Origin of the sequence: Dyella terrae (genome assembly GCF_004322705.1) — a bacterium.
GTDB lineage: Bacteria > Pseudomonadota > Gammaproteobacteria > Xanthomonadales > Rhodanobacteraceae > Dyella_D > Dyella_D terrae.
On sequence record NZ_SIZZ01000001.1, the window covers coordinates 1,308,042 to 1,327,426 of the forward strand.

Below are 19,385 nucleotides of genomic sequence, written 5' to 3' on the forward strand. Positions count from 1 at the left end.
GGAGCCCTACCATGCCGAGTTTCTTTATTGACCGCCCAGTATTCGCGTGGGTGGTGGCGATCCTGATTACCCTGTGCGGCACCATCGCGGTGCTCAACATGGGCGTCGAGTCGTACCCGTCCATCGCTCCGCCCCAGGTCGTGGTGAATGCCACCTACCCGGGCGCCAGCGCGGAAACCACCGAAAAGTCGGTCACCCAGGTGATCGAGCAGCAGCTGACCGGTATCGATCACCTGCTGTACTTCAGCTCCTCGTCCAGCTCCAACGGCAGCGCCAGCATCACGCTGACCTTCGAAACGGGTACCGATCCGGACATCGCCCAGGTGCAGGTGCAGAACAAGGTGTCGCTCGCGACGCCGCGTCTGCCGTCCGAAGTGACCCAGCAGGGCGTGGTCGTTGCCAAGAGCAACCCCGCGTTCCTGATGGTGGTCGCCCTGTCTTCGGATAACCCGAGCATCGATCGCAACCACCTCAACGACATCGTCGCGTCGCAGGTGCTCGATCAGATCTCGCGTATCCCGGGCGTCGGCTCCACGCGTCAGTTCGGTTCGGAATACGCCATGCGTCTGTGGCTGAACCCGGACAAGCTGCAGGGTTACAACCTGTCGGCGACCCAGGTGCTGGCCGCCGTGCAGGCTCAGAACGTGCAGTTCGCGGCCGGCTCGCTGGGTTCGGATCCGGCACCGCATGGCCAGGGCTTCACGGCCACCGTGTCGGCCGAAGGCCGCTTCACCTCGCCGGACCAGTTCGAGCAGATCATCCTGCGCGCCAACGCCGACGGCACCGTGGTCAAGCTGGGCGACGTCGCCCGCGTGGCCTTCGGCCCGGGCAGCTACGGCTTCGACACGCAGTACAACGGCAAGCCCATCGGCGCTTTCGCCGTGCAACTGCTGCCGGGTGCCAATGCGCTCGACGTGGCAACGGCCGTGCGTTCGAAGATGGACGAACTCGCGTCCAGCTTCCCGACCGGCGTAACGTGGTTCAGTCCGTACGACACCACCACCTTCGTGAAGATCTCGATCAACGAAGTGGTGCACACGCTGATCGAAGCCATCATCCTGGTGTTCCTGGTGATGCTGATCTTCCTGCAGAACCTGCGGGCCACGATCATCCCCACCCTGGTTATCCCGGTTGCCCTGCTCGGTACGTTCCTGGGCATGCTGCCGCTGGGCTTCACGATCAACCAGCTGACCTTGTTCGGCATGGTGCTCGCCATCGGCATCGTGGTGGACGACGCGATCGTCGTGATCGAAAACGTCGAACGCATCATGACCGAGGAAGGCCTGCATCCTCGCGAAGCCACCCGCAAGGCCATGGGCCAGATCACCGGCGCCGTGGTGGCGATCACCGTGGTGCTGACGGCAGTGTTCGTGCCGTCCGCCCTGCAGCCGGGCGCCTCGGGTGAGATCTACAAGCAGTTCGCCCTGACCATCGCCGTGTCGATGGGCTTCTCGGCGTTCCTCGCGCTGTCGTTCACGCCTGCGCTTTGCGCCACGATCCTCAAGCCGACCCACGAAGAAAAGAAGAACTTCATCTATCGCAAGTTCAACGATCTCTTCGGCTGGGTGACGCACAAGTACACCGGCCATATCGGCTCGGCCGTGCGTCATGCGCCGCGCTGGATGTTCGTGTTCGTGCTGCTGGCCGTACTCTGCGGCTTCCTGTTCACCAAGCTTCCGGGCAGCTTCCTGCCGGAAGAAGACCAGGGTTATGCCCTGGGCGTGGTGCAGCTGCCGTCGGGTGCCACGCTGGAGCGCAATCAGCAAGTGATGTCGCAGATTCGCGACGTCCTGATGAAGAACGAAGCGGTGGAAGGCGTGCTGCAGGTGTCGGGCTTCAGCTTCATTGGCTCGGGCGAAAACGCCGGCATGGTGTTCATCAAGCTCAAGCCGTGGGAAGACCGCAAGGCCACCGCGACAGAGTTCATCCAGAGTGCCTTCATGGCCGTGCAGTCGGTCCGCGATGCCCAGGTGTTCATCGTGAACCTGCCGACCGTGCAGGGCCTGGGCCAGTTCGGCGGTTTCGACATGTACCTGCAGGATCGCGCGGGCCTCGGTCGTGATGCACTGAACCAGGCTATGGGTACGCTGCTGGGCAAGGCCGCGCAGGAGGCGAACACGCTCCAGGGCGTGCGTCCGAACATGCTGCTTCCCGCTCCGCAGTTGAACCTCACCGTGGACCGCGTGCAGGCGCAGTCGATGGGCCTGTCGGTCAGCGACATCTACAACGCGGTCAGCCTCATGCTGGCCCCGGTGTACGTCAACGACTTCTTCTACGGCGGTCGCATCAAGCGCGTCACCATGCAGGCCGATGCGGCGTATCGCCTTGGTCCGGAGTCGCTGCAGCACTTCTTCACGCCGAGCAGCCAGCTCGACGCGAATGGCCTGCCGCGCATGATTCCGCTGTCCAACGTGGTGCATGCCAAGTGGGGCATGGCTTCACCCGCGCTCACCCGCTACAACGGTTATTCGGCCGTGGAAATCGTGGGTGGTCCGGCGCCGGGCCTCGCTTCGGGCCAGGCGATGAACGCGATGCAGGACATCGTGAACAACGACCTGCCCAAGGGCTTTGGCTACGACTGGACGGGCATGTCCTATCAGGAAATCCTGTCGGGCAACGCGGCCACGCTGCTGATGGTGCTGTCCATCGTCATCGTGTTCCTCTGCCTTGCGGCCTTGTACGAAAGCTGGTCGATTCCGGTCTCGGTGCTGCTGGTGGTGCCGCTGGGCGTGCTGGGTGCCATCGTGTTCACGATGCTGCGCGGCCTGCCGAACGACATCTACTTCAAGATCGGCCTCATCACCGTGATCGGCCTGGCGGCGAAGAACGCGATTCTGATCGTGGAGTTCGCGGTCGAGCAGCAACAGGCGGGCAAGACCTTGCGCGAGGGCGTTATCGAAGCGGCCCGCCTGCGTCTGCGCCCCATCCTGATGACCTCGATGGCCTTCATCCTCGGCGTGTTCCCGCTGTTTATCTCGTCCGGTGCTGGCGCCAATGCGCGTCACGCCATCGGCACGGGCGTGATCGGCGGCATGCTCTTCGCCACGTTCCTGGGTCTGCTGCTGATCCCGGTGTTCTACGTGGTGGTGCGCCGCGCACTGGGCGACAAGCTCGACGAGGCGTCGCACAACATGCCGCATACGCATGGCAATCTCGGTCACGATGACGACGACGCACCGCACAGCGGCATGCAGCCGTTCGATTCCGATCCGCGTCGCGGGCAGTAATCGCCCTGCTGAAGAACGACAAAGCCCCGGTCGCAAGACCGGGGCTTTTCTTTGGAACCAACCCATCGATGGTGCCTCAGCCTACCGTGACATTCCTGCCTTTCTGCTTGGCCTGATACAGACGTCGATCCACCTTCTCGACGAAGGCAAGCAGATCGTCTTCCGGCGCTGGCGCCATCGTCCCAAGACCGATGCTCACCGTCAGCACCTTGCCTGTCATCGACCGCTCATGCGGAATCCATTCATTGCGAATGGCCTCATGGCACCGCTGGGCCATCTCCTGCGCCGCAGCGATGTCGGTTTCCGGCAGCACCAGCACGAACTCCTCGCCACCAAAGCGGGCAAGGAAATCATGCGGTCGCATCAGCACCGTACCCAACGCACGCGCCACCATCTTCAGGCAGTAATCACCCTGTAAATGACCGTAGTGATCGTTGTACTGCTTGAAGTAGTCGATATCGATCATCACCAGCGACAGCGGGCGTCCGGTACCGCGCGCGGCGGTCCACTCGCGCTCGAGCACGGCGTCGAACCGGCGCCGATTAGCGATGCCGGTCAGACCATCCTTGAACGACAGCTCTTCAAGTTCGCGTTGCAGATCCAGCAGGCGCTGTTCCGTGCGCTTGCGCTCGCTGATATCGAACATGAATCCGACCAGCGATTCGACGGCGCCGTTGGCATCGCGCACCACATGCACGACATCGCGAATCCAGATGTAGTCGCCTTCACTTGTCAGCGCGCGATAGTCGGCTTCGTGATCGATGCCGTTCTGCGATTGCGCGACGCAGAAGTTGACCGCCCATTCGCGATCGTCCGGATGCATGCGGTCGGCCCAATCCTGCACGGTTACCCAGCTATCGGGGGTCCAGCCAAGCAGCGCTTCGATCTGCGGACCGATATACGAAAACGTCCCGCTGGCCCAGTCGATCTTCCACGGAATCGCCTTCGTCGATTCCAGCAGGGCCTTGTATTCGAGGTCGTCGGACCCTTCTGCAACTACGCTTTCCATCGTGCCTTCCCCATCGTCGTGGTTCGAAACACAGCGTGGGGAAGTCACTGACTGATTCCCGATGAACTCCCATCGGTTAGCCGATTCGTCGCATCTGGAAGGCCACATCAAATGCTGAGGCACGCGATTGCGCAGCCTCGCCCCCCGGATTCCCCAACCCGATGGTAGCCACGTCGTGGCGCACTTGCATTACGTCACATTTGTGAAGACGCGCCACAAAAAAGCCCGACGGGTTTCCCCGCCGGGCATTCAAACGTTCGTCCAAGCCGGCTTTAGCGCAGGCCAGTTTCCGCGCGCGCAATGACCAGGCGCTGGATTTCGCTGGTGCCTTCGTAGATCTCAGTGATCTTGGCATCGCGAAAATAGCGCTCAACCGGCATTTCCTTCGAGTAACCCATGCCGCCATGGATCTGCACCGCCTGATGCGAAATCCACATCGCCGCCTCGGAGGCGACCAGCTTGGCCACCGATGCCTCGGTGCCAAAACGGCCGCCGTTCTTGTCCGCCTGGGCCTTGGTCCAGGCAGCGCGCAGCGTCAGCAGCGTGGCTGCGTCGAGCTTGCACTTCATGTCGGCGATCTTCGCCTGGGTCATCTGGAAGGTACCGATCGGCTGGCCAAAGGCCTTGCGATCGCGCGACCACTGCAGGGTGGCCTCGTATGCCGCGCGGGCGATGCCCACGGCCTGCGAAGCGATGCCGATACGGCCGGCGTCCAGCACGCCCATGGCGATCGAGAAGCCCTTGCCTTCTTCGCCCAGCAGGTCGGCCTTCGGGCAGACGTAATCGTTGAATTCGATTTCGCAGGTGGCCGAGGCGCGGATGCCCAGCTTCGGTTCGGCCTTGCCGGCCATGAAGCCCGGGCGCTGCGTGTCGATGATGAAGGCCGATACACCCTTGGCGCCGATGCCCGGCGTCGTGATCGCGAACAGGATGATGTAGCGGCAGACCGGGCCGGAGGTGATCCAGCTTTTCTTGCCATTGATGACCCAGTCGCCATCGGCATTCTTGGCCGCGCGCGTGTGCATGGCCGAGGCGTCGGAACCCGACTGCGGCTCGGTCAGCGCATAGGCACCGATCCCTTCGCCCTGCGCGATGGCGCGCACATACTTCTGCTTCTGCTCCTCGGTGCCGTGCTTAAGGATGCCGTTGCAGAACAGCGAATTGTTCACCGACATGATCGTGGACGTGGCTGCATCGGCCGCAGCGATTTCGATCATCGCCAGGACATAGGCCACCGGGTCCATGCCCGCACCGCCGTACGACTCCGGCACTTCGATGCCCATCAGACCAAGCTGGCCCATCTCGCGGATGTTCTCGAGAGGGAACTCGCCCTTGGCGTCGAGCTCGGCCGCCACCGGGGCAATGCGCTTCTGCGCGAAGTCACGGGCGATGGACTGAATCGACAACTGGTCTTCGGTAAAGCTGAAATCCATGGGAGAGCTCCGGGGCGTTTTAGCAAGCCGACTATTGTATCGCGCCCCCTAAAAAACCCTTGTGCAGACGCAGCAGAATGGTGAGCCGCCCGGTTCTCAACCGGGTGCGCGACGCCTCCGCCAGGTTGACTCTGACCCGCCTCGCGCCTACCCTTCCCATCTCTCTATCGCGATAAAAGGATGCACATGGATCTGGCAACCGCCTCCAGCGTGTTACGGCTCCTGGCGGACCCGACCCGCGTGCGCCTGCTCGCCCTGCTCGAACGCGAAGAATTGACGGTCGCCGAGCTGGCTGCCGTGCTCCATCTGGCCCAACCCCGCGTTTCCACGCACCTGGCGAAGCTCAAGGAAGCCGAGCTGGTCCGGGACCGGCGCGCCGGTGTCCAGGCCTATTACCGCGCCAACAGCGAAGGCGATGAGCACCAGCACAGCCTGATCCGCTCGCTCCGCGAAAGCATCGATGACGCCCTGCTACGCGAAGATGCCGAGCGCCTGCCGGCGGTCCTCGCCCAGCGCGCCCGTGAAGAAGGCTGGGCCGACACCGTCGCCGGCGACATGGAGCGCCACTACTCGCCGGGCCGCACCTGGGAAACCCTGGCGCGCTCACTGCTCCAGCTGCTTGAAACCGGCGACGTGCTGGACATCGCCTCGGGCGACGGCATCACCGCCGAGCTGCTGGCACCGCACGCCCGCTCGATCGTCTGTGTCGATTCCAGTGACCGCGTCGTCGAAGCCGCGGCTGCCCGCCTGAAGCCCTTCACCAACGTCGACGTGCGCCAGGGCGATATGCACGACCTGGACCTGGGCGATCGCCGCTTCGATCTTGTGTTGATGCTGCACGCCCTCACCTACGCCGAATTCCCCGCCAAGGCCGTGGCCGAAGCGTCGCGCCTGCTGCGCAAGGGTGGACGCCTGCTCGCCGTCACGCTGGGCAAGCACGACCACCGTGCCGCCGTCGAACCCTTCGATCACCGCAACCTTGGCTTTTCCCACGACGAACTCGCCGGCTTCGCCAAGGCTGCCGGCCTCGAAGTGCTTTCCTGCAACCGCGTCAGCCGCGAGCGCAAGGCGCCGCACTTCGAAGTCGTCAGCCTGCTGGCACGCAAACCCTGAGGAATCCCCATGAGCGCCCTCCCCTGGCTGCATCCCGATCGCGTCGCCCTGCTCGAAGACGCGCTGCGCAAGCGCATCCTCATCCTGGATGGCGGCATGGGCACCATGCTGCAAAAACACAAGCTGGACGAAACCAGCTTCCGTGGTGATCGCTTCGTCGACGGCCACGACAGCCAGCATGATCATGGCCACGATCACGACGGCCCCTGCGATCTCAAGGGCAACAACGATCTGCTCACGCTGACCAAGCCCGACGTCATCCAGGGCGTGCACGAAGCCTACCTCGAGGCGGGTGCCGACCTGGTCGAAACGAACACGTTCAATGCCACGCGCATCAGCCAGGCGGATTACCACCTGGAGCACCTGGCTTATGAACTCAATCGCGAAGGCGCCGCGCTTGCACGTGCCGCCTGCAATGACTGGACGTCGAAAACGCCGGAAAAGCCCCGCTTCGTCATCGGCGTACTCGGACCGACAAGCCGCACCGCGTCGCTGTCGCCTGACGTCAACGACCCGGGCTTCCGCAACGTCACCTTCGAAGAACTGGCCGCCAACTACACCGAGGCAGCCAATGGCCTGATTGATGGCGGTGCTGACATCCTGATGGTGGAAACCATCTTCGACACGCTCAACGCCAAGGCCGCGCTCTTTGCCATCAGCGAAGTGTTCCATACGCGCGGCGCGCGGCTACCGATCATGATTTCCGGCACCATCACCGATCGTTCGGGTCGCACCCTCTCGGGCCAAACCGCCGAAGCGTTCTACTACTCGGTGTCGCACGCGCGCCCGCTGGCCGTCGGCCTCAACTGCGCGCTGGGTGCGGCGGATCTTCGCCCGCACGTCATGACCCTTTCGAACATCGCCGAGTGTTTCGTCAGCACCCATCCCAACGCCGGCCTGCCGAACGCGTTTGGCGAGTACGACGAAACGCCCGAGCAGATGGCATCCGTGATTGGCGGCTTCGCACGCGACGGCCTGCTGAACTTCGTCGGCGGCTGCTGCGGCACGACGCCGGATCACATCCGCGCCATTGCCGAGGCCGTGAGCAAATGTGCACCGCGCAACCCCGCGCAGGTCACCGAACAAGCCGCCTGATCTCGTCGCACCCGCTGCACACCCCATTCAAAGAACAAAAGCATCGCCCATGAGCACCTTGCGCCACACCCGACTTTCCGGACTCGAACCCCTGGTCATTACGCCGGACCTGCTGTTCGTCAACGTCGGCGAACGCACCAACGTCACGGGGTCGGCACAGTTCAAGAAGCTGATCAAGGAAGACCGCTACGAAGAAGCGGTCGACGTCGCGCGCCAGCAGGTCGCCAACGGCGCGCAGATCATCGACGTCAACATGGACGAAGGCCTGATCGATTCGGAAGCGGCGATGACCCGCTATCTCAACCTGATCGCCGCCGAGCCGGACATCGCGCGCGTTCCGGTGATGGTCGACTCGTCGAAATGGACCGTGATCGAGGCCGGCCTGCGCTGCCTTCAGGGCAAAGGCATCGTCAACTCCATCTCGCTCAAGGAAGGCGAAGCGACCTTCCTCGAGCACGCGCGCAAAGTGCGCCAGTACGGCGCGGCCGTGGTGGTCATGGCATTCGATGAAGTCGGCCAGGCCGACACGTGCGAACGGAAAATCGAGATCTGTTCGCGTGCCTATGAACTGCTGACGACGCGACTCGATTTCCCGCCCGAAGACATTATTTTCGATCCGAACATCTTCGCCATCGCCACCGGCATCGAAGAACACAACAACTACGCCGTGGATTTCATCGAAGCCACGCGCGAGATTAAGCGCCGCTTCCCGGAGACGCATGTCTCAGGCGGCGTATCCAACGTGTCGTTCTCGTTCCGCGGCAACAACACGGTGCGCGAGGCGATCCACTCGGTGTTCCTCTACCACGCCATCAAGGCGGGCATGGACATGGGCATCGTCAACGCCGGCGCACTGATGATCTATGACGATGTGCCCGAAGAACTGCGCGAGCGTGTCGAAGACGTTGTACTCAATCGGCGTGCCGACGCCACCGAGCGCCTGCTCGAAGTGGCGGACAAGTTCAAGGCGAAGAAAGGCGAAGTCGTCGTCGAAAACCTCGCCTGGCGCGAAAAGCCCGTGCACGAACGCCTCAGCCATGCCCTGGTCCATGGCATCGACCAGTACGCCGAGATCGACACCGAGGAGGCACGCCAGCTCTCCAGGCGCCCGCTCGATGTGATCGAAGGCCCGCTGATGGACGGCATGAACGTCGTTGGCGACCTGTTTGGCGCTGGCAAGATGTTCCTGCCGCAGGTGGTGAAATCCGCGCGCGTGATGAAGAAAGCCGTGGCCTACCTCCTGCCCTACATCGAAGAAGAAAAGGCGCGTACCGGCGATACCGGCAAGAACAACGGCACCATCATCATGGCGACCGTGAAGGGCGACGTGCACGACATCGGCAAGAACATCGTCGGCGTCGTTCTCCGTTGCAACAATTTCGACGTCATCGACCTTGGCGTGATGGTGCCCACGCAGAAAATCCTCGACGCGGCGCGTGAGCACAAGGCCGACATCATTGGCCTGTCCGGCCTGATCACGCCGTCACTGGAAGAAATGAGCCAGGTGGCGCGCGAAATGCAGCGCCAGGACTTCACCATTCCGCTGCTGATCGGCGGCGCGACCACGTCGCGTGCCCACACCGCGCTCAAGATCGAACCGCACTACAAGTCGCCCACGGTGTGGGTGAAAGATGCATCGCGCGCCGTCGGCGTCGCCCAGTCACTGGTGTCGAAGGAGCTGGTCGACAACTTCATGGCCAAGATCCGCGCCGAGTACGCGGAGGTACGCGAGCGCCACAAAAACCGCGGCAGCGGCAAGCAGCTGGTGTCGCTGGAGAAGGCGCGTGGGCAGCGTTTCAGCTGCGACTGGGCTTCGTACGAGCCGCCGCAGCCACGCCAGCCCGGCATCTCCGTGTTCGACCAGTACGACCTGGCCGAACTGCGCGAATACATCGACTGGACGCCGTTCTTCTCCGCCTGGGAACTGGCCGGACGGTATCCGGCGATCCTGACGGACGAAGTCGTCGGCCCGCAGGCAACGGAACTGTTCCGCGACGCGCAGGCGATGCTCGATCGCGTCATTGCCGAAAAGTGGCTGATCGCGCGCGCCGTCATCGGCCTCTGGCGCGCCGCCCAGGTCGGCGATGACACCGAAGTGTATGGCGACGATGGCAAGACCATCGCGGTCCTGCATCACCTGCGCCAGCAAGTGGACAAGCCGGTGGAGCGCCCCGATTTCGCGCTCGGCGACTTCATCGCACCGAAGGACGCCGGCAAGCAGGACTGGGTTGGCGCCTTCGCCGTCACGGCCGGCATCGGCATTGACGAGCATGTAGCGCGCTTCGAAGCCACGCACGACGACTACAACGCCATTCTGCTCAAGGCGCTCGCCGACCGCCTGGCCGAAGCCTTCGCCGAGCGCATGCACCAGCGCGTCCGCCGCGAGTTCTGGGGCTATGTGCCCGACGAATCGCTCGATAACGAGGCGCTGATCGACGAGAAGTACCAGGGCATCCGTCCGGCACCGGGCTATCCGGCCTGTCCGGACCACACCGAGAAAACCACGCTCTTCCGACTGCTCGATGCCCAGCACAACGCCGGTATCGAACTGACCGAAGGCATGGCGATGTTCCCGACGGCTGCGGTGTCCGGCTGGTACTTCTCGCACCCGGACAGCCAGTATTTCGTCGTGGGCCGCGTCACGCGCGAGCAGGTTGACGACTATGCCAAGCGCAAGGGCTGGACGCGCGAAGAAGCCGAGCGGTGGCTGGCTCCCAACCTCGATTACGATCCCGACTAAGGTCGGGATACGCCCGTGGCATCAGGCTCCTGATGCCACGCCATGGATCGTCTTCAGACTTCGCTTTCCACCAGCTGGCGACGCTTGACCTCTCGCATGTGCACGAAGAGGTTGTAGACCGATACGAAGGCCGGGAAGAAGTTGGACAGGATGCCAACGGAGTCGTTCTTGCCGAAGATGAAATAGGCCAGCAACAACGCACTGCCGATCACCGACAACCACCAGAACGCCAGCGGCATCACCACGCGCTTGAGCTTGCGCGTGTAGTACATCTGCACGAACCAGCGGCTGGTGAACATGATCGAGCCCATGAAACCGACCACCTTCCAGGGGGTCAGCTCGAAGCGCTGGATGGCGCCGAGGATGTGGGACAGTTCGCTCAGGAGATGATCCATGGTGATACGCCGCTTACGTGGAAAACGGCGCATTCTATCAATCCAAGCCTTTCAACGGCCTCTGTTTCGCGCGCGCCATGAGATCGCCGAACCCCGGCAGATGGCGCCCTCGCCCCGCCCAACCCAGATTTTTCCCTCCGGGGCATTGACCGGAACCTTCACACCCCGTATATTTGCGCGCTCTCGGCGGGCGGTTAGCTCAGCGGTAGAGCACTGCCTTCACACGGCAGGTGTCACAAGTTCGATCCTTGTACCGCCCACCACCGAATTTCTGCCCTCGGGCAGCAAAAAGGCCACTCCCACGAGTGGCCTTTTTCGTTTTGCCACCTAGAGATACGCAAAGGCGAAGGCACGCCCGCCGGACCCCATAAGGCGCCCCTCACCCTGTCCTTTCCCAGGCGTGAGTTCGAATGGCCCCATCATTTCCACTGAATACGTTTGTGAACACTGGTTGCTGCACTGCGATGCTGCCTAACCTTGCGTGAGTCGCTTCACGCAGGAATTGGTGCTTGACGTCCCCTACTTCGCATTCGCCAACGGGCACGCGCCCCGTCGCACGACCCGAGCTCTCGTTCCGGCAGATCTGGAACATGTGTTTCGGGTTCCTCGGCATCCAGTTCGGCTTCGCACTTCAAACCGCTGACGTCAGCCGAATCTTCCAGACGCTGGGCGCCTCGCTCGAACAGATACCCGCACTTTGGGTGGCTGCGCCGATCACCGGATTGATCGTCCAGCCCATCATTGGCTACTGCTCCGACCATACGTGGACCCGCCTGGGTCGCCGCCGCCCGTACTTCCTCGCGGGCGCGTTGCTGGCCACCGTGGCCCTGGTGTGGATGCCCAACGCCGGCACCTTATGGATGGCAGCGATCCTGCTTTGGATGATGGATGCCACCTTCAACGTGGCGATGGAACCGTTCCGCGCGTTCGTCGCTGACCAGCTGCCGGAGCGCCAGCGCCCGCAGGGTTATCTGCTGCAGAGCTTCTTCATCGGCATGGGAGCGGTCATCGCCTCGATGTTGCCGTGGATACTCACCCATCTTGGCGTCAGCAATGTCGCGCCGCCGGGCGTCATTCCCGATACGGTGAAGTACGCGTTCTACGTGGGAGGCCTGACGTTGCTGGGCGCCGTGACCTGGACAGTTATCAGCACGCGCGAATACCCACCGGAGCAACTGCGCGCCTTTGAAACCGCATCAGCGCCTCTGGCGTTACCGGATCTGCACGGACTCTGGCGCAACGGCGCAGCCTGGCTCATGGCGGGCCTCGCGATGATGGCCCTGATCGAACGCTTCGACCTGCGTCCGGAAATGTATCTGCTGGCCGCCAGCCTGGCGCTCTACGGCTTGCTGCTCATCGGCTACAACCTCGCGTTGCAACTGCGCCCCTTGCTGGATCAGCGGCGCGGCCTGATCGGCCATGTCCTGGGCGATCTCCACACCATGCCGACGGCCATGCGCCAGCTCGCCTGGGTGCAGCTGTTTTCCTGGTTCGCGCTGTTCTCGATGTGGATCTATGCCACGTCCGCCGTGGCGCAGGAGCAATTCGGCGTCACGGATGCGCACTCCGCGCAGTACAACGAAGCGGCGAACTGGGTGGGCGTGCTGTTCGGCGTCTACAACGCCTGCGCCGCCGGGGCTGCATTTGTCATCCCCTGGATGGTGCGTCGCTGGGGTTTGCGTGCCAGCCACCTGATCAACCTGTGGCTGGGCGGACTGGGTCTGCTCGCCTTTCTGATCGTCCGCGACCCGCACGGGTTGTTGCTGCCGATGGTCGGCGTCGGCTTCGCATGGGCATCCATCCTGTCGCTTCCCTACGCCATGCTCTCGGACAACCTGCCCGCCGCGAAGATGGGCGTCTACATGGGCATCTTCAATTTTTCCATCGTGATCCCACAGCTCCTCGCGGCAAGCGTGCTGGGCGAACTGCTTAAACGTTGCTTCCACGGCCAGCCGGTATGGGCGCTGGCCACGGGTGGCGTCAGTCTGTTTATCGCTGGCCTGTGCACGCTGCGAGTGCGCCTGCCGGAAGATGGCGACAGGTCATGAATCCGACAGTCTCTCCCTCGCATTGGACAAGCCACGCCGATGCTACTGGCGACAGTGGTTCCTACCATCACGCTTTACCGCCCGCACCGGAACACCGGCTGGGACGCATCAAAAACGCGCAGGAACCCGACATGGCCATCGACCTCGACCGCCCCTACCCCCTCACCGCGCAACAGATCGCCGACTACCGTCGCGACGGCTTCATCAAGCTCAAGCAAGTGTTCAACGCCGAGGAACTCGCCCACTACGGTGCAGAGATCACCCGCCTCACCATTGCACTGAACACGCAGACGTTGCCACTGGAGGAACGCACCACTTACGACCGCGCCTTTCTCCAGGTCATGAATCTGTGGGAGGAAAGCGACACGGCGCGCGAGTTCGTCTTCGGGCGCCGCCTTGCCGGGATCGCCGCTGCGTTGATGGAAGTCGATGGCGTGCGGCTCTATCACGACCAGTCGCTCTACAAGGAACCCAGCGGCGGCATCACGCCGGCCCACGCCGACCAGTACTACTGGCCGCTGGATACCGATCGCACCATCACGGCATGGGTGCCGCTGCAGGCCGTGCCGAAGGACATGGGGCCGCTGGCCTTTTTCGCCGGTAGCCAGCACATCGAGTTCGGGCGTGACCTCGAAATCTCCGACGAAAGCGAGCAAGCCATCACCGCGAACATGCAGGCGCATGGCTTCCGCGAAGTCGATGAGCCATTCGACCTGGGCGAAGTGAGCTTCCATTCGGGTTGGACCTTCCATCGCGCCGGCCCCAATCGATCGGCTCGGCCGCGCTCTGTCATGACCGTGATCTACATGGATCGCGATGTGCACCTGAAGGCACCCGACAATCACATGCAACGTGCCGACTGGGAACGCTGGTGTCCGGGCGCGACGGTGGGCGACATCATCGACACACCGAAGAATCCCGTACTGTTCGAGGGTGCGGTGAACGCATGACGGCCGGCGTCGCGGTTGGCAAAGCGATCCTCGCCGATGGCAGCGGCGGGTTCAGCCTGGAAACCATCGAGGTGGATCCGCCCGCCTCCGGCGAGGTGCGCGTCGCCATGGTCGCTGCAGGGGTTTGCCATACCGACCACGCCTCGCTCCACTGGCCGGGGCCGCGGGTGATGGGGCATGAAGGCGCGGGCTATGTCGAAGCCATCGGCGAAGGTGTCGAAGCGCTCGAGATTGGTCAGCCTGTCCTGCTCAACTGGGCCATGCCCTGCGGCCACTGTTTCCAGTGCGGCCACGGCGCCGCCTCGCTATGCGAACGCACGCATGAACTGGACGTACCGAAGCTCGGCAACAGCCGCGCGCACACCGGTGCGACGCGCTTTCGCGGGCAGGCCATCGAACGCTCCTTTCACCTGGGTACGTTTTCGAAGCACGCGCTCGTGCGCGCCGAGGCCGTCACGCCTCTGCCGCGTACCCTTGCGCTCGACACCGCCTGCATTCTCGGCTGCGCAGTCATGACAGGCGTCGGCTCGGCGATCAACGTGGCGGCGATAGCCCCCGGTGACACGGTGGCGGTGCTTGGCTGTGGCGGTGTCGGCCTCAACGTCATACAGGGCGCACGCATTGCCGGCGCGCGCACGATCATTGCCATCGACCGCGTACCGACCCGGCTGGAACGCGCGACGGCACTAGGCGCAACTCACGCGATCATGCCGCATGCCGAAGACAGCGATCACGCACATCTGATCGCCCAGGTGAGCGCCCTTACCGAAGGTCGCGGCGCCGACCACGCCTTTGAAGCCACCGGGGTTCCTGCGCTCGCGTTTCTGCCTCTGAAACTGGTGCGTAACGGGGGCAACGCCTTGCAGGTGAGTGGAGCACATGGCGCCGCCACGCTGACACTCACGGATCTGTTCTGGAACAAACGCTACTTGACGCCGCTGTACGGCGCTTGCGTACCGTCGCGCGACTTCCCCCGATTGTTCGATTGGATCGAACAGGGGCAACTGGAGATCGCCGGGCTGATCAGCCACCGCTACCCGATGGAAGCGCTGGACCTCGCGTTCGACGACATGCTCAACGGACGCAGCAGCAAAGGGGTTTTGCACATCGCATGAACGACGACGCCTTCCGCACCATTGAAACCTCCAATCCGGCCATATCGGCAGACGGCCTCACCTTCGTGACCGTCAAAAGCCGCGCCTTGCGCCGGCGTGCGGATGTCACGCTCTATGTGCCGCCATCGGCCCTCGTCGTGCCCGATCTGCCCGTCGTCGTGCTGCTGCACGGCGTGTACGGATCGCACTGGGCCTGGGCCCTGAAGGGGCGCGCCCATCTCACCGCGGCCCGCCTGATGGCCGAAGGTGCCTTGCCTCCGGTTGCCCTGCTCATGCCGTCCGACGGTCTGTGGGGCGACGGCTCGGGCTATGTCGCCCATGCCGATCACGATGCCGAACGCTGGATCGTCGACGAGATGCCCAAACTCGCACAAGACGTCATCGCCAGTTGCAGTGAACGTTCGCCACTCCTGGTCGCCGGCCTGAGCATGGGCGGCTTTGGCGCCCTGCGCCTGGCCGGCAAGTACCCGCGCCGCATCGCTGCAGCAGCCGCGCTTTCCGCCGTGACGAACGCATCCCAGTTCGATGCGCTGATCGAAGAGAACCGCACCGGCTGGCGCAAGCATGTCGCCGACATCGACGTACTTTCCGCACTCACCGGCGCCCAGGCACCCCTGCCGCCGCTGCGCATCGACTGCGGACTGGACGACGCCTACCTCGAAGCCAATCGCAGCCTGCATCGTGAACTGCGGCGGGCCGGCATCGCGCACGACTACGCGGAAGCACGCGGCGGCCACGACTGGGATTACTGGACGACCGCGCTCGAACACACCCTGCGCTTCTTTGGCGAGGCGCTGCACGCCACGGAGGACAAAACATGAAACCCGCACGTTCGCTTCTCGCGGCACTGGCCCTGCTTGCCGCATTCATTGCCGCCGCGACGCAGGCCGCCACGCCGTCGCCGAAGGACAGCCAGGTCTATTACCAGATTTTCTTCCGCAGCTTTCATGATTCCAACGGCGACCGCATCGGCGACCTCAAGGGCCTCACCTCGAAGCTTGGCTACATCAGGCAGCTGGGTGCGACGACCATCCTGCTGACACCCCTGCAACCGTCGCCGTACTACCACAATTACTTCGCCACCGAGTTCAAGGCCATCGATCCGGCCTACGGCACGATGGATGACTACTTCGCCTTTGTCCGCGCGGCACACGCGCAAGGCCTCAAGGTCTACCTGGACCAGGAGTTCCAGTACGTCGCCGAGGGCCATCCCTGGTGGCGCGACGCGCAGTGCAACCCCGGGTCGAAGTACGCCGACTATCTGATCTGGAAGGATGCGAAGCATTGCGAAGCCGAGCCTTTCCTCAACAAGGCGAAATGGGAGGGCTACGACGGTCGCAACGTCGGCATCGCCATGGTGAACCTGTCCAACCCGAAGGTGCGCCAGTACTTCCAGGATCTATTGCTCTACTGGGCCGATCCTCACGGTGACGCCAGTGGCCGCGACGGCATCGACGGCATCCGCATCGATCACATGATGGACGACCTCGATCACAAGGGCCTGCAGAAGCACCTCTTTGCCGACTTCTGGCATCCCATCTTCCAGGCGCTGAAGGCGCGCCGCCCGAACCTGGGCATCCTTGCCGAGCAGGCTGACTGGGGTTTCGGCACCGCGTGGCTGACCGACGGCCATGCGGATGCTGTCTTTGCCTTTCCGATGCGTGGCGCCCTGGTGTCCCTCGACAAGCGCCAGATCGTCAACACGATTCACGCCACCGACAAGGCCACGCCAGCAGGCAAGGTCCAGGTGATCTTCCTGGAGAACCACGACCTCGACCGATACATGTCGGAAGTGCACGACGATCCCGCCCGGGCCCGGGCTGGCGCTGCCATCGCGCTCATGCTCAAAGGCGATCCGCTGATCTATTACGGTCAGGAACTGGGCATGCGCGGCATGCAGCCGAAGAACGTCGGCACCTCTGGCGGCATGCCCCTGACGGATGCCATCGGCATTCCGGTGCGCGAGGCGTTCCGCTGGAAGGCCCATCTCGACGCACCGGGTTCCGCGACCTGGTATCGCCGCAACGCGACTTTCTGGGACGCACGTTTCAGTCGTTCGAACGACGGTGTCTCGCTGCAGGAAGAAGAAAACTGCCCCGACTCGCTCTACCGCTGGTACGCCAGACTGCTCGCCATCCGTCACGCGCGACCGGAAATCGGCAGCGGCGACCAGCGCGTGCTCTGCGACGACGATAGCGCGATGCTGTGCCTCCTTCGCGAACAGGGCGGTCAAAAAACATTGGTATTGGTGAACCTTGGCAAGACCGCGGCACGCCCGTCGCTGGGCACGTCGCTTCCATCCGGCACGGCCTGGACCGACCTGCTTGATGACGACAAGCCCGGCACGACTGACGCCGTGCTTGAACCCCTGCAGGTGCGTATCCTGGGATCACGCTAAGCCGGCTCATCGTCATGGCACTGCCACACCTCGATCGCCCGATCTGCGAGCCGGTGGAACTCCCGCCGGCCGCGCCGGTGCGCATTGAGCGCATCCGTCAGGGCCGCCATGCGACGGCCAGCGAGCCGTTCGTGCATTTCCACGATGTACATGAGCTGGTGTTGTTTGGGCGCGTCACCGGACACTGCGACATCGAGGATCGACGTTACACGTTAACGTCCGGATGCATCGCCTTCATCCCCTCCATGCATCCGCACGACTTTGCGCTTGGAGCAGGTCCGCGCGACTGGATACTTCTGCAGATGGATGCCGCCGCGGGTGAATCGCTGCTTCGGCGTCCTGGCATGGAACGCCTGCGTGAACCATTCTGCACACGCCCCGGCCGGTCGCTGAGAGCTCGCCTGCAGGAGCTCGCCGACTGGCTGCTGGACCTGCATCCACTCGATCCCCTCGCCTTGCCAATCACCGAACTGCTGCTGCGCGCGGCGGTCGAAGCGCCGGCGGTCGAAGGAAAGCGACTCACGGCCCACGCCCGCGGTTTGCATCGACTGCGCCCGGCGATCGACCGATTGCGTCTGCGGCCAGCCGACGCACCAGGCGCCGACCAGGCCGCGGCGTTATGCGCGATGTCAGCCGCCTATTTCAGTCGTCGCTTCAAGCAACAGGTGGGCATGAGCTGGAGCGACTACGTGCGCACCCATCGCCTGCATCTGGCCAGCCGCCGCCTGCTGGAGACCGATCAGACGGTTGCCGCCATCGCCGCCGGGCTCGGCTTCGCCACGCCCTCGCACTTCGGCGAACTCTTCCTGCAGCGCTTCGGCCTGACGCCCGGCGAGTACCGGCGCACCGGACTCGCCTCCCACCCGCGCTGACACTCGCTTACTTCGCCGGCGGTGCCAGCAGGAAAGTCATCGGAATGGCCAGTCGCGCCGCCCAGGAACGCTCGCTGTGCTCGGCACCGTCGAAGACCCGGCTTTCGAATTGCGCGCCCTTCCAACCGTTTGCCTTAAGCCATTGGTCAACGCGCTGCTGCGTCGGCGCATAGTTCGCATCGAGCGTCTTCGTGCCGTGATCGAAATAGACGCGATGTCCCCCGGGCGAAGGGAAGTGATGCTTGATGTACTCGACGAAGGCATCCGGCGCGGGGTCGTCCGTGGTGGCATCCAGGGTGAGATAAGGACCGGGCCAGTGCGTCGACAAGGCCGCTGCGCCACCGAAGACATCCGGGTATTCAGCCATGGCGTACCAGGCCATCAATCCGCCCATGCTGGAGCCCATGACGAAGGTCGATGCAGGCCTGACATCCACGGCGAAGCGCTGGTCGATGACGGGCTTCAGCTCCTGCGTCACGAACTTCAGGAACGCGTCCGAGAACGGGGCGACGGGCATGATCTGGAAGTTGCCCAGCTGCTGCGAAAACAGGGTGCGTCGTTGTTCGGGCGACAGCGCTTCCCAGGGTTTCTGCGGGAAGTACTCGCTCATGCGCTCCGTCGCCGCATTGGCGATGCCCACGATGATGAAGGATCGTGTCTTGCCTTGCGCCATCAGCTTCGCGGCCATCGCATCCGCCTGCCAGCTCGGCAACTTTCCGGCCTCACGCTCACCGAACAGGTTCTGTCCGTCGAACATGTAGAGGACGGCGTAAGGCGCATGCCTGGGATAGTCGGGAGGGAGCCAGACATCAATGTCATGGGGTGCCACGTACTGGGAGGGGAATCGTGCGAGATGCTCCGTCTTGCCCACCGTCGCCACCTGGGCTGGCGGTGCGTCCGCGGCACGAATCGGTACGCATGCGGCCAGCAGGCCGAACATCAGCGCCGCCAGGAACGGTGCCCGCCTCAGCATCTCGCTCGTTTCCATCC

The 19,385-nt window shown here is 63.5% G+C and carries 14 protein-coding genes and 1 tRNA gene; 11 read left to right on the plus strand and 4 right to left on the minus strand.

The window, feature by feature from the left end:
* Positions 1 to 11: 11 nt before the first annotated feature.
* The gene (locus tag EYV96_RS05910) at positions 12 to 3,227 is read left to right on the plus strand and encodes a multidrug efflux RND transporter permease subunit (RefSeq protein WP_131150525.1); all 3,216 of its coding nucleotides are present in this window, start codon (positions 12 to 14) and stop codon (positions 3,225 to 3,227) included.
* A gap of 76 nt (positions 3,228 to 3,303) precedes the next feature.
* Here the strand turns inward: EYV96_RS05910 and EYV96_RS05915 are convergent, their stop codons facing one another.
* Both EYV96_RS05915 and EYV96_RS05920 read right to left on the minus strand, forming a co-directional pair.
* A complete protein-coding gene (locus tag EYV96_RS05915) occupies positions 3,304 to 4,236 on the minus strand; it encodes a sensor domain-containing diguanylate cyclase (protein WP_131150526.1) in 933 nt (310 codons plus the stop codon).
* 272 nt (positions 4,237 to 4,508) lie between these two features.
* Positions 4,509 to 5,669 (minus strand): acyl-CoA dehydrogenase family protein, encoded by a 1,161-nt coding sequence (locus EYV96_RS05920; RefSeq protein WP_131150527.1) that lies wholly within the window; start codon positions 5,667 to 5,669, stop codon positions 4,509 to 4,511.
* Between the two features lie 186 nt (positions 5,670 to 5,855).
* Here EYV96_RS05920 and EYV96_RS05925 point away from each other — a divergent pair, with 186 nt between their 5' ends.
* Genes EYV96_RS05925 through metH form a run of 3 tightly spaced genes read left to right on the plus strand, consistent with a single transcriptional unit; the run spans position 5,856 to position 10,617 of the window.
* Positions 5,856 to 6,782, plus strand: coding sequence for an ArsR/SmtB family transcription factor (locus tag EYV96_RS05925; RefSeq protein ID WP_131150528.1), 927 nt, complete (start codon positions 5,856 to 5,858; stop codon positions 6,780 to 6,782).
* Positions 6,783 to 6,791: 9 nt separating this feature from the next.
* A complete protein-coding gene (locus tag EYV96_RS05930) occupies positions 6,792 to 7,877 on the plus strand; it encodes a homocysteine S-methyltransferase family protein (protein ID WP_131150529.1) in 1,086 nt (361 codons plus the stop codon).
* Positions 7,834 to 10,617: a methionine synthase gene (gene metH, locus EYV96_RS05935; protein ID WP_205746097.1), complete on the plus strand. Its 2,784-nt coding sequence runs from the start codon at positions 7,834 to 7,836 to the stop codon at positions 10,615 to 10,617. Before EYV96_RS05930 ends, metH begins: the two co-directional genes overlap by 44 nt.
* Before the next feature lie 53 nt (positions 10,618 to 10,670).
* Here the strand turns inward: metH and EYV96_RS05940 are convergent, their stop codons facing one another.
* Positions 10,671 to 11,012 (minus strand): lipid-A-disaccharide synthase N-terminal domain-containing protein, encoded by a 342-nt coding sequence (locus EYV96_RS05940; protein ID WP_131150530.1) that lies wholly within the window; start codon positions 11,010 to 11,012, stop codon positions 10,671 to 10,673.
* Positions 11,013 to 11,200: 188 nt separating this feature from the next.
* Between EYV96_RS05940 and EYV96_RS05945 the strand changes: the two genes are divergently transcribed.
* From EYV96_RS05945 to EYV96_RS05975, 7 genes are all read left to right on the plus strand, one after another.
* Positions 11,201 to 11,275 (plus strand) — tRNA-Val (locus EYV96_RS05945).
* A gap of 327 nt (positions 11,276 to 11,602) precedes the next feature.
* Positions 11,603 to 13,060 carry an MFS transporter gene (locus EYV96_RS05950; RefSeq protein WP_131151515.1) on the plus strand — a complete coding sequence of 486 codons (1,458 nt, stop codon included), beginning with the start codon at positions 11,603 to 11,605 and terminating at the stop codon, positions 13,058 to 13,060.
* A 131-nt stretch (positions 13,061 to 13,191) separates the two neighbouring features.
* Positions 13,192 to 14,010, plus strand: coding sequence for a phytanoyl-CoA dioxygenase family protein (locus tag EYV96_RS05955; protein ID WP_131150531.1), 819 nt, complete (start codon positions 13,192 to 13,194; stop codon positions 14,008 to 14,010).
* Positions 14,007 to 15,125, plus strand: a complete 1,119-nt coding sequence (locus tag EYV96_RS05960) for a zinc-binding dehydrogenase (RefSeq protein ID WP_131150532.1) — start codon at positions 14,007 to 14,009, stop codon at positions 15,123 to 15,125. Before EYV96_RS05955 ends, EYV96_RS05960 begins: the two co-directional genes overlap by 4 nt.
* On the plus strand, positions 15,122 to 15,946 hold the full coding sequence (locus tag EYV96_RS05965) for an alpha/beta hydrolase (RefSeq protein ID WP_131150533.1): 825 nt from the start codon (positions 15,122 to 15,124) through the stop codon (positions 15,944 to 15,946). Before EYV96_RS05960 ends, EYV96_RS05965 begins: the two co-directional genes overlap by 4 nt.
* Positions 15,943 to 17,523, plus strand: coding sequence for an alpha-amylase family glycosyl hydrolase (locus EYV96_RS05970; protein ID WP_131150534.1), 1,581 nt, complete (start codon positions 15,943 to 15,945; stop codon positions 17,521 to 17,523). Before EYV96_RS05965 ends, EYV96_RS05970 begins: the two co-directional genes overlap by 4 nt.
* Positions 17,524 to 17,537: 14 nt before the next feature.
* Entirely contained in the window at positions 17,538 to 18,395 is an 858-nt protein-coding gene (locus EYV96_RS05975; RefSeq protein ID WP_131150535.1) for an AraC family transcriptional regulator, read from the plus strand.
* Between the two features lie 7 nt (positions 18,396 to 18,402).
* On the opposite strand, the gene EYV96_RS05980 is transcribed toward EYV96_RS05975, so the two are convergent.
* Entirely contained in the window at positions 18,403 to 19,368 is a 966-nt protein-coding gene (locus EYV96_RS05980; RefSeq protein WP_165488603.1) for an alpha/beta hydrolase, read from the minus strand.
* Positions 19,369 to 19,385 lie beyond the last annotated feature (17 nt).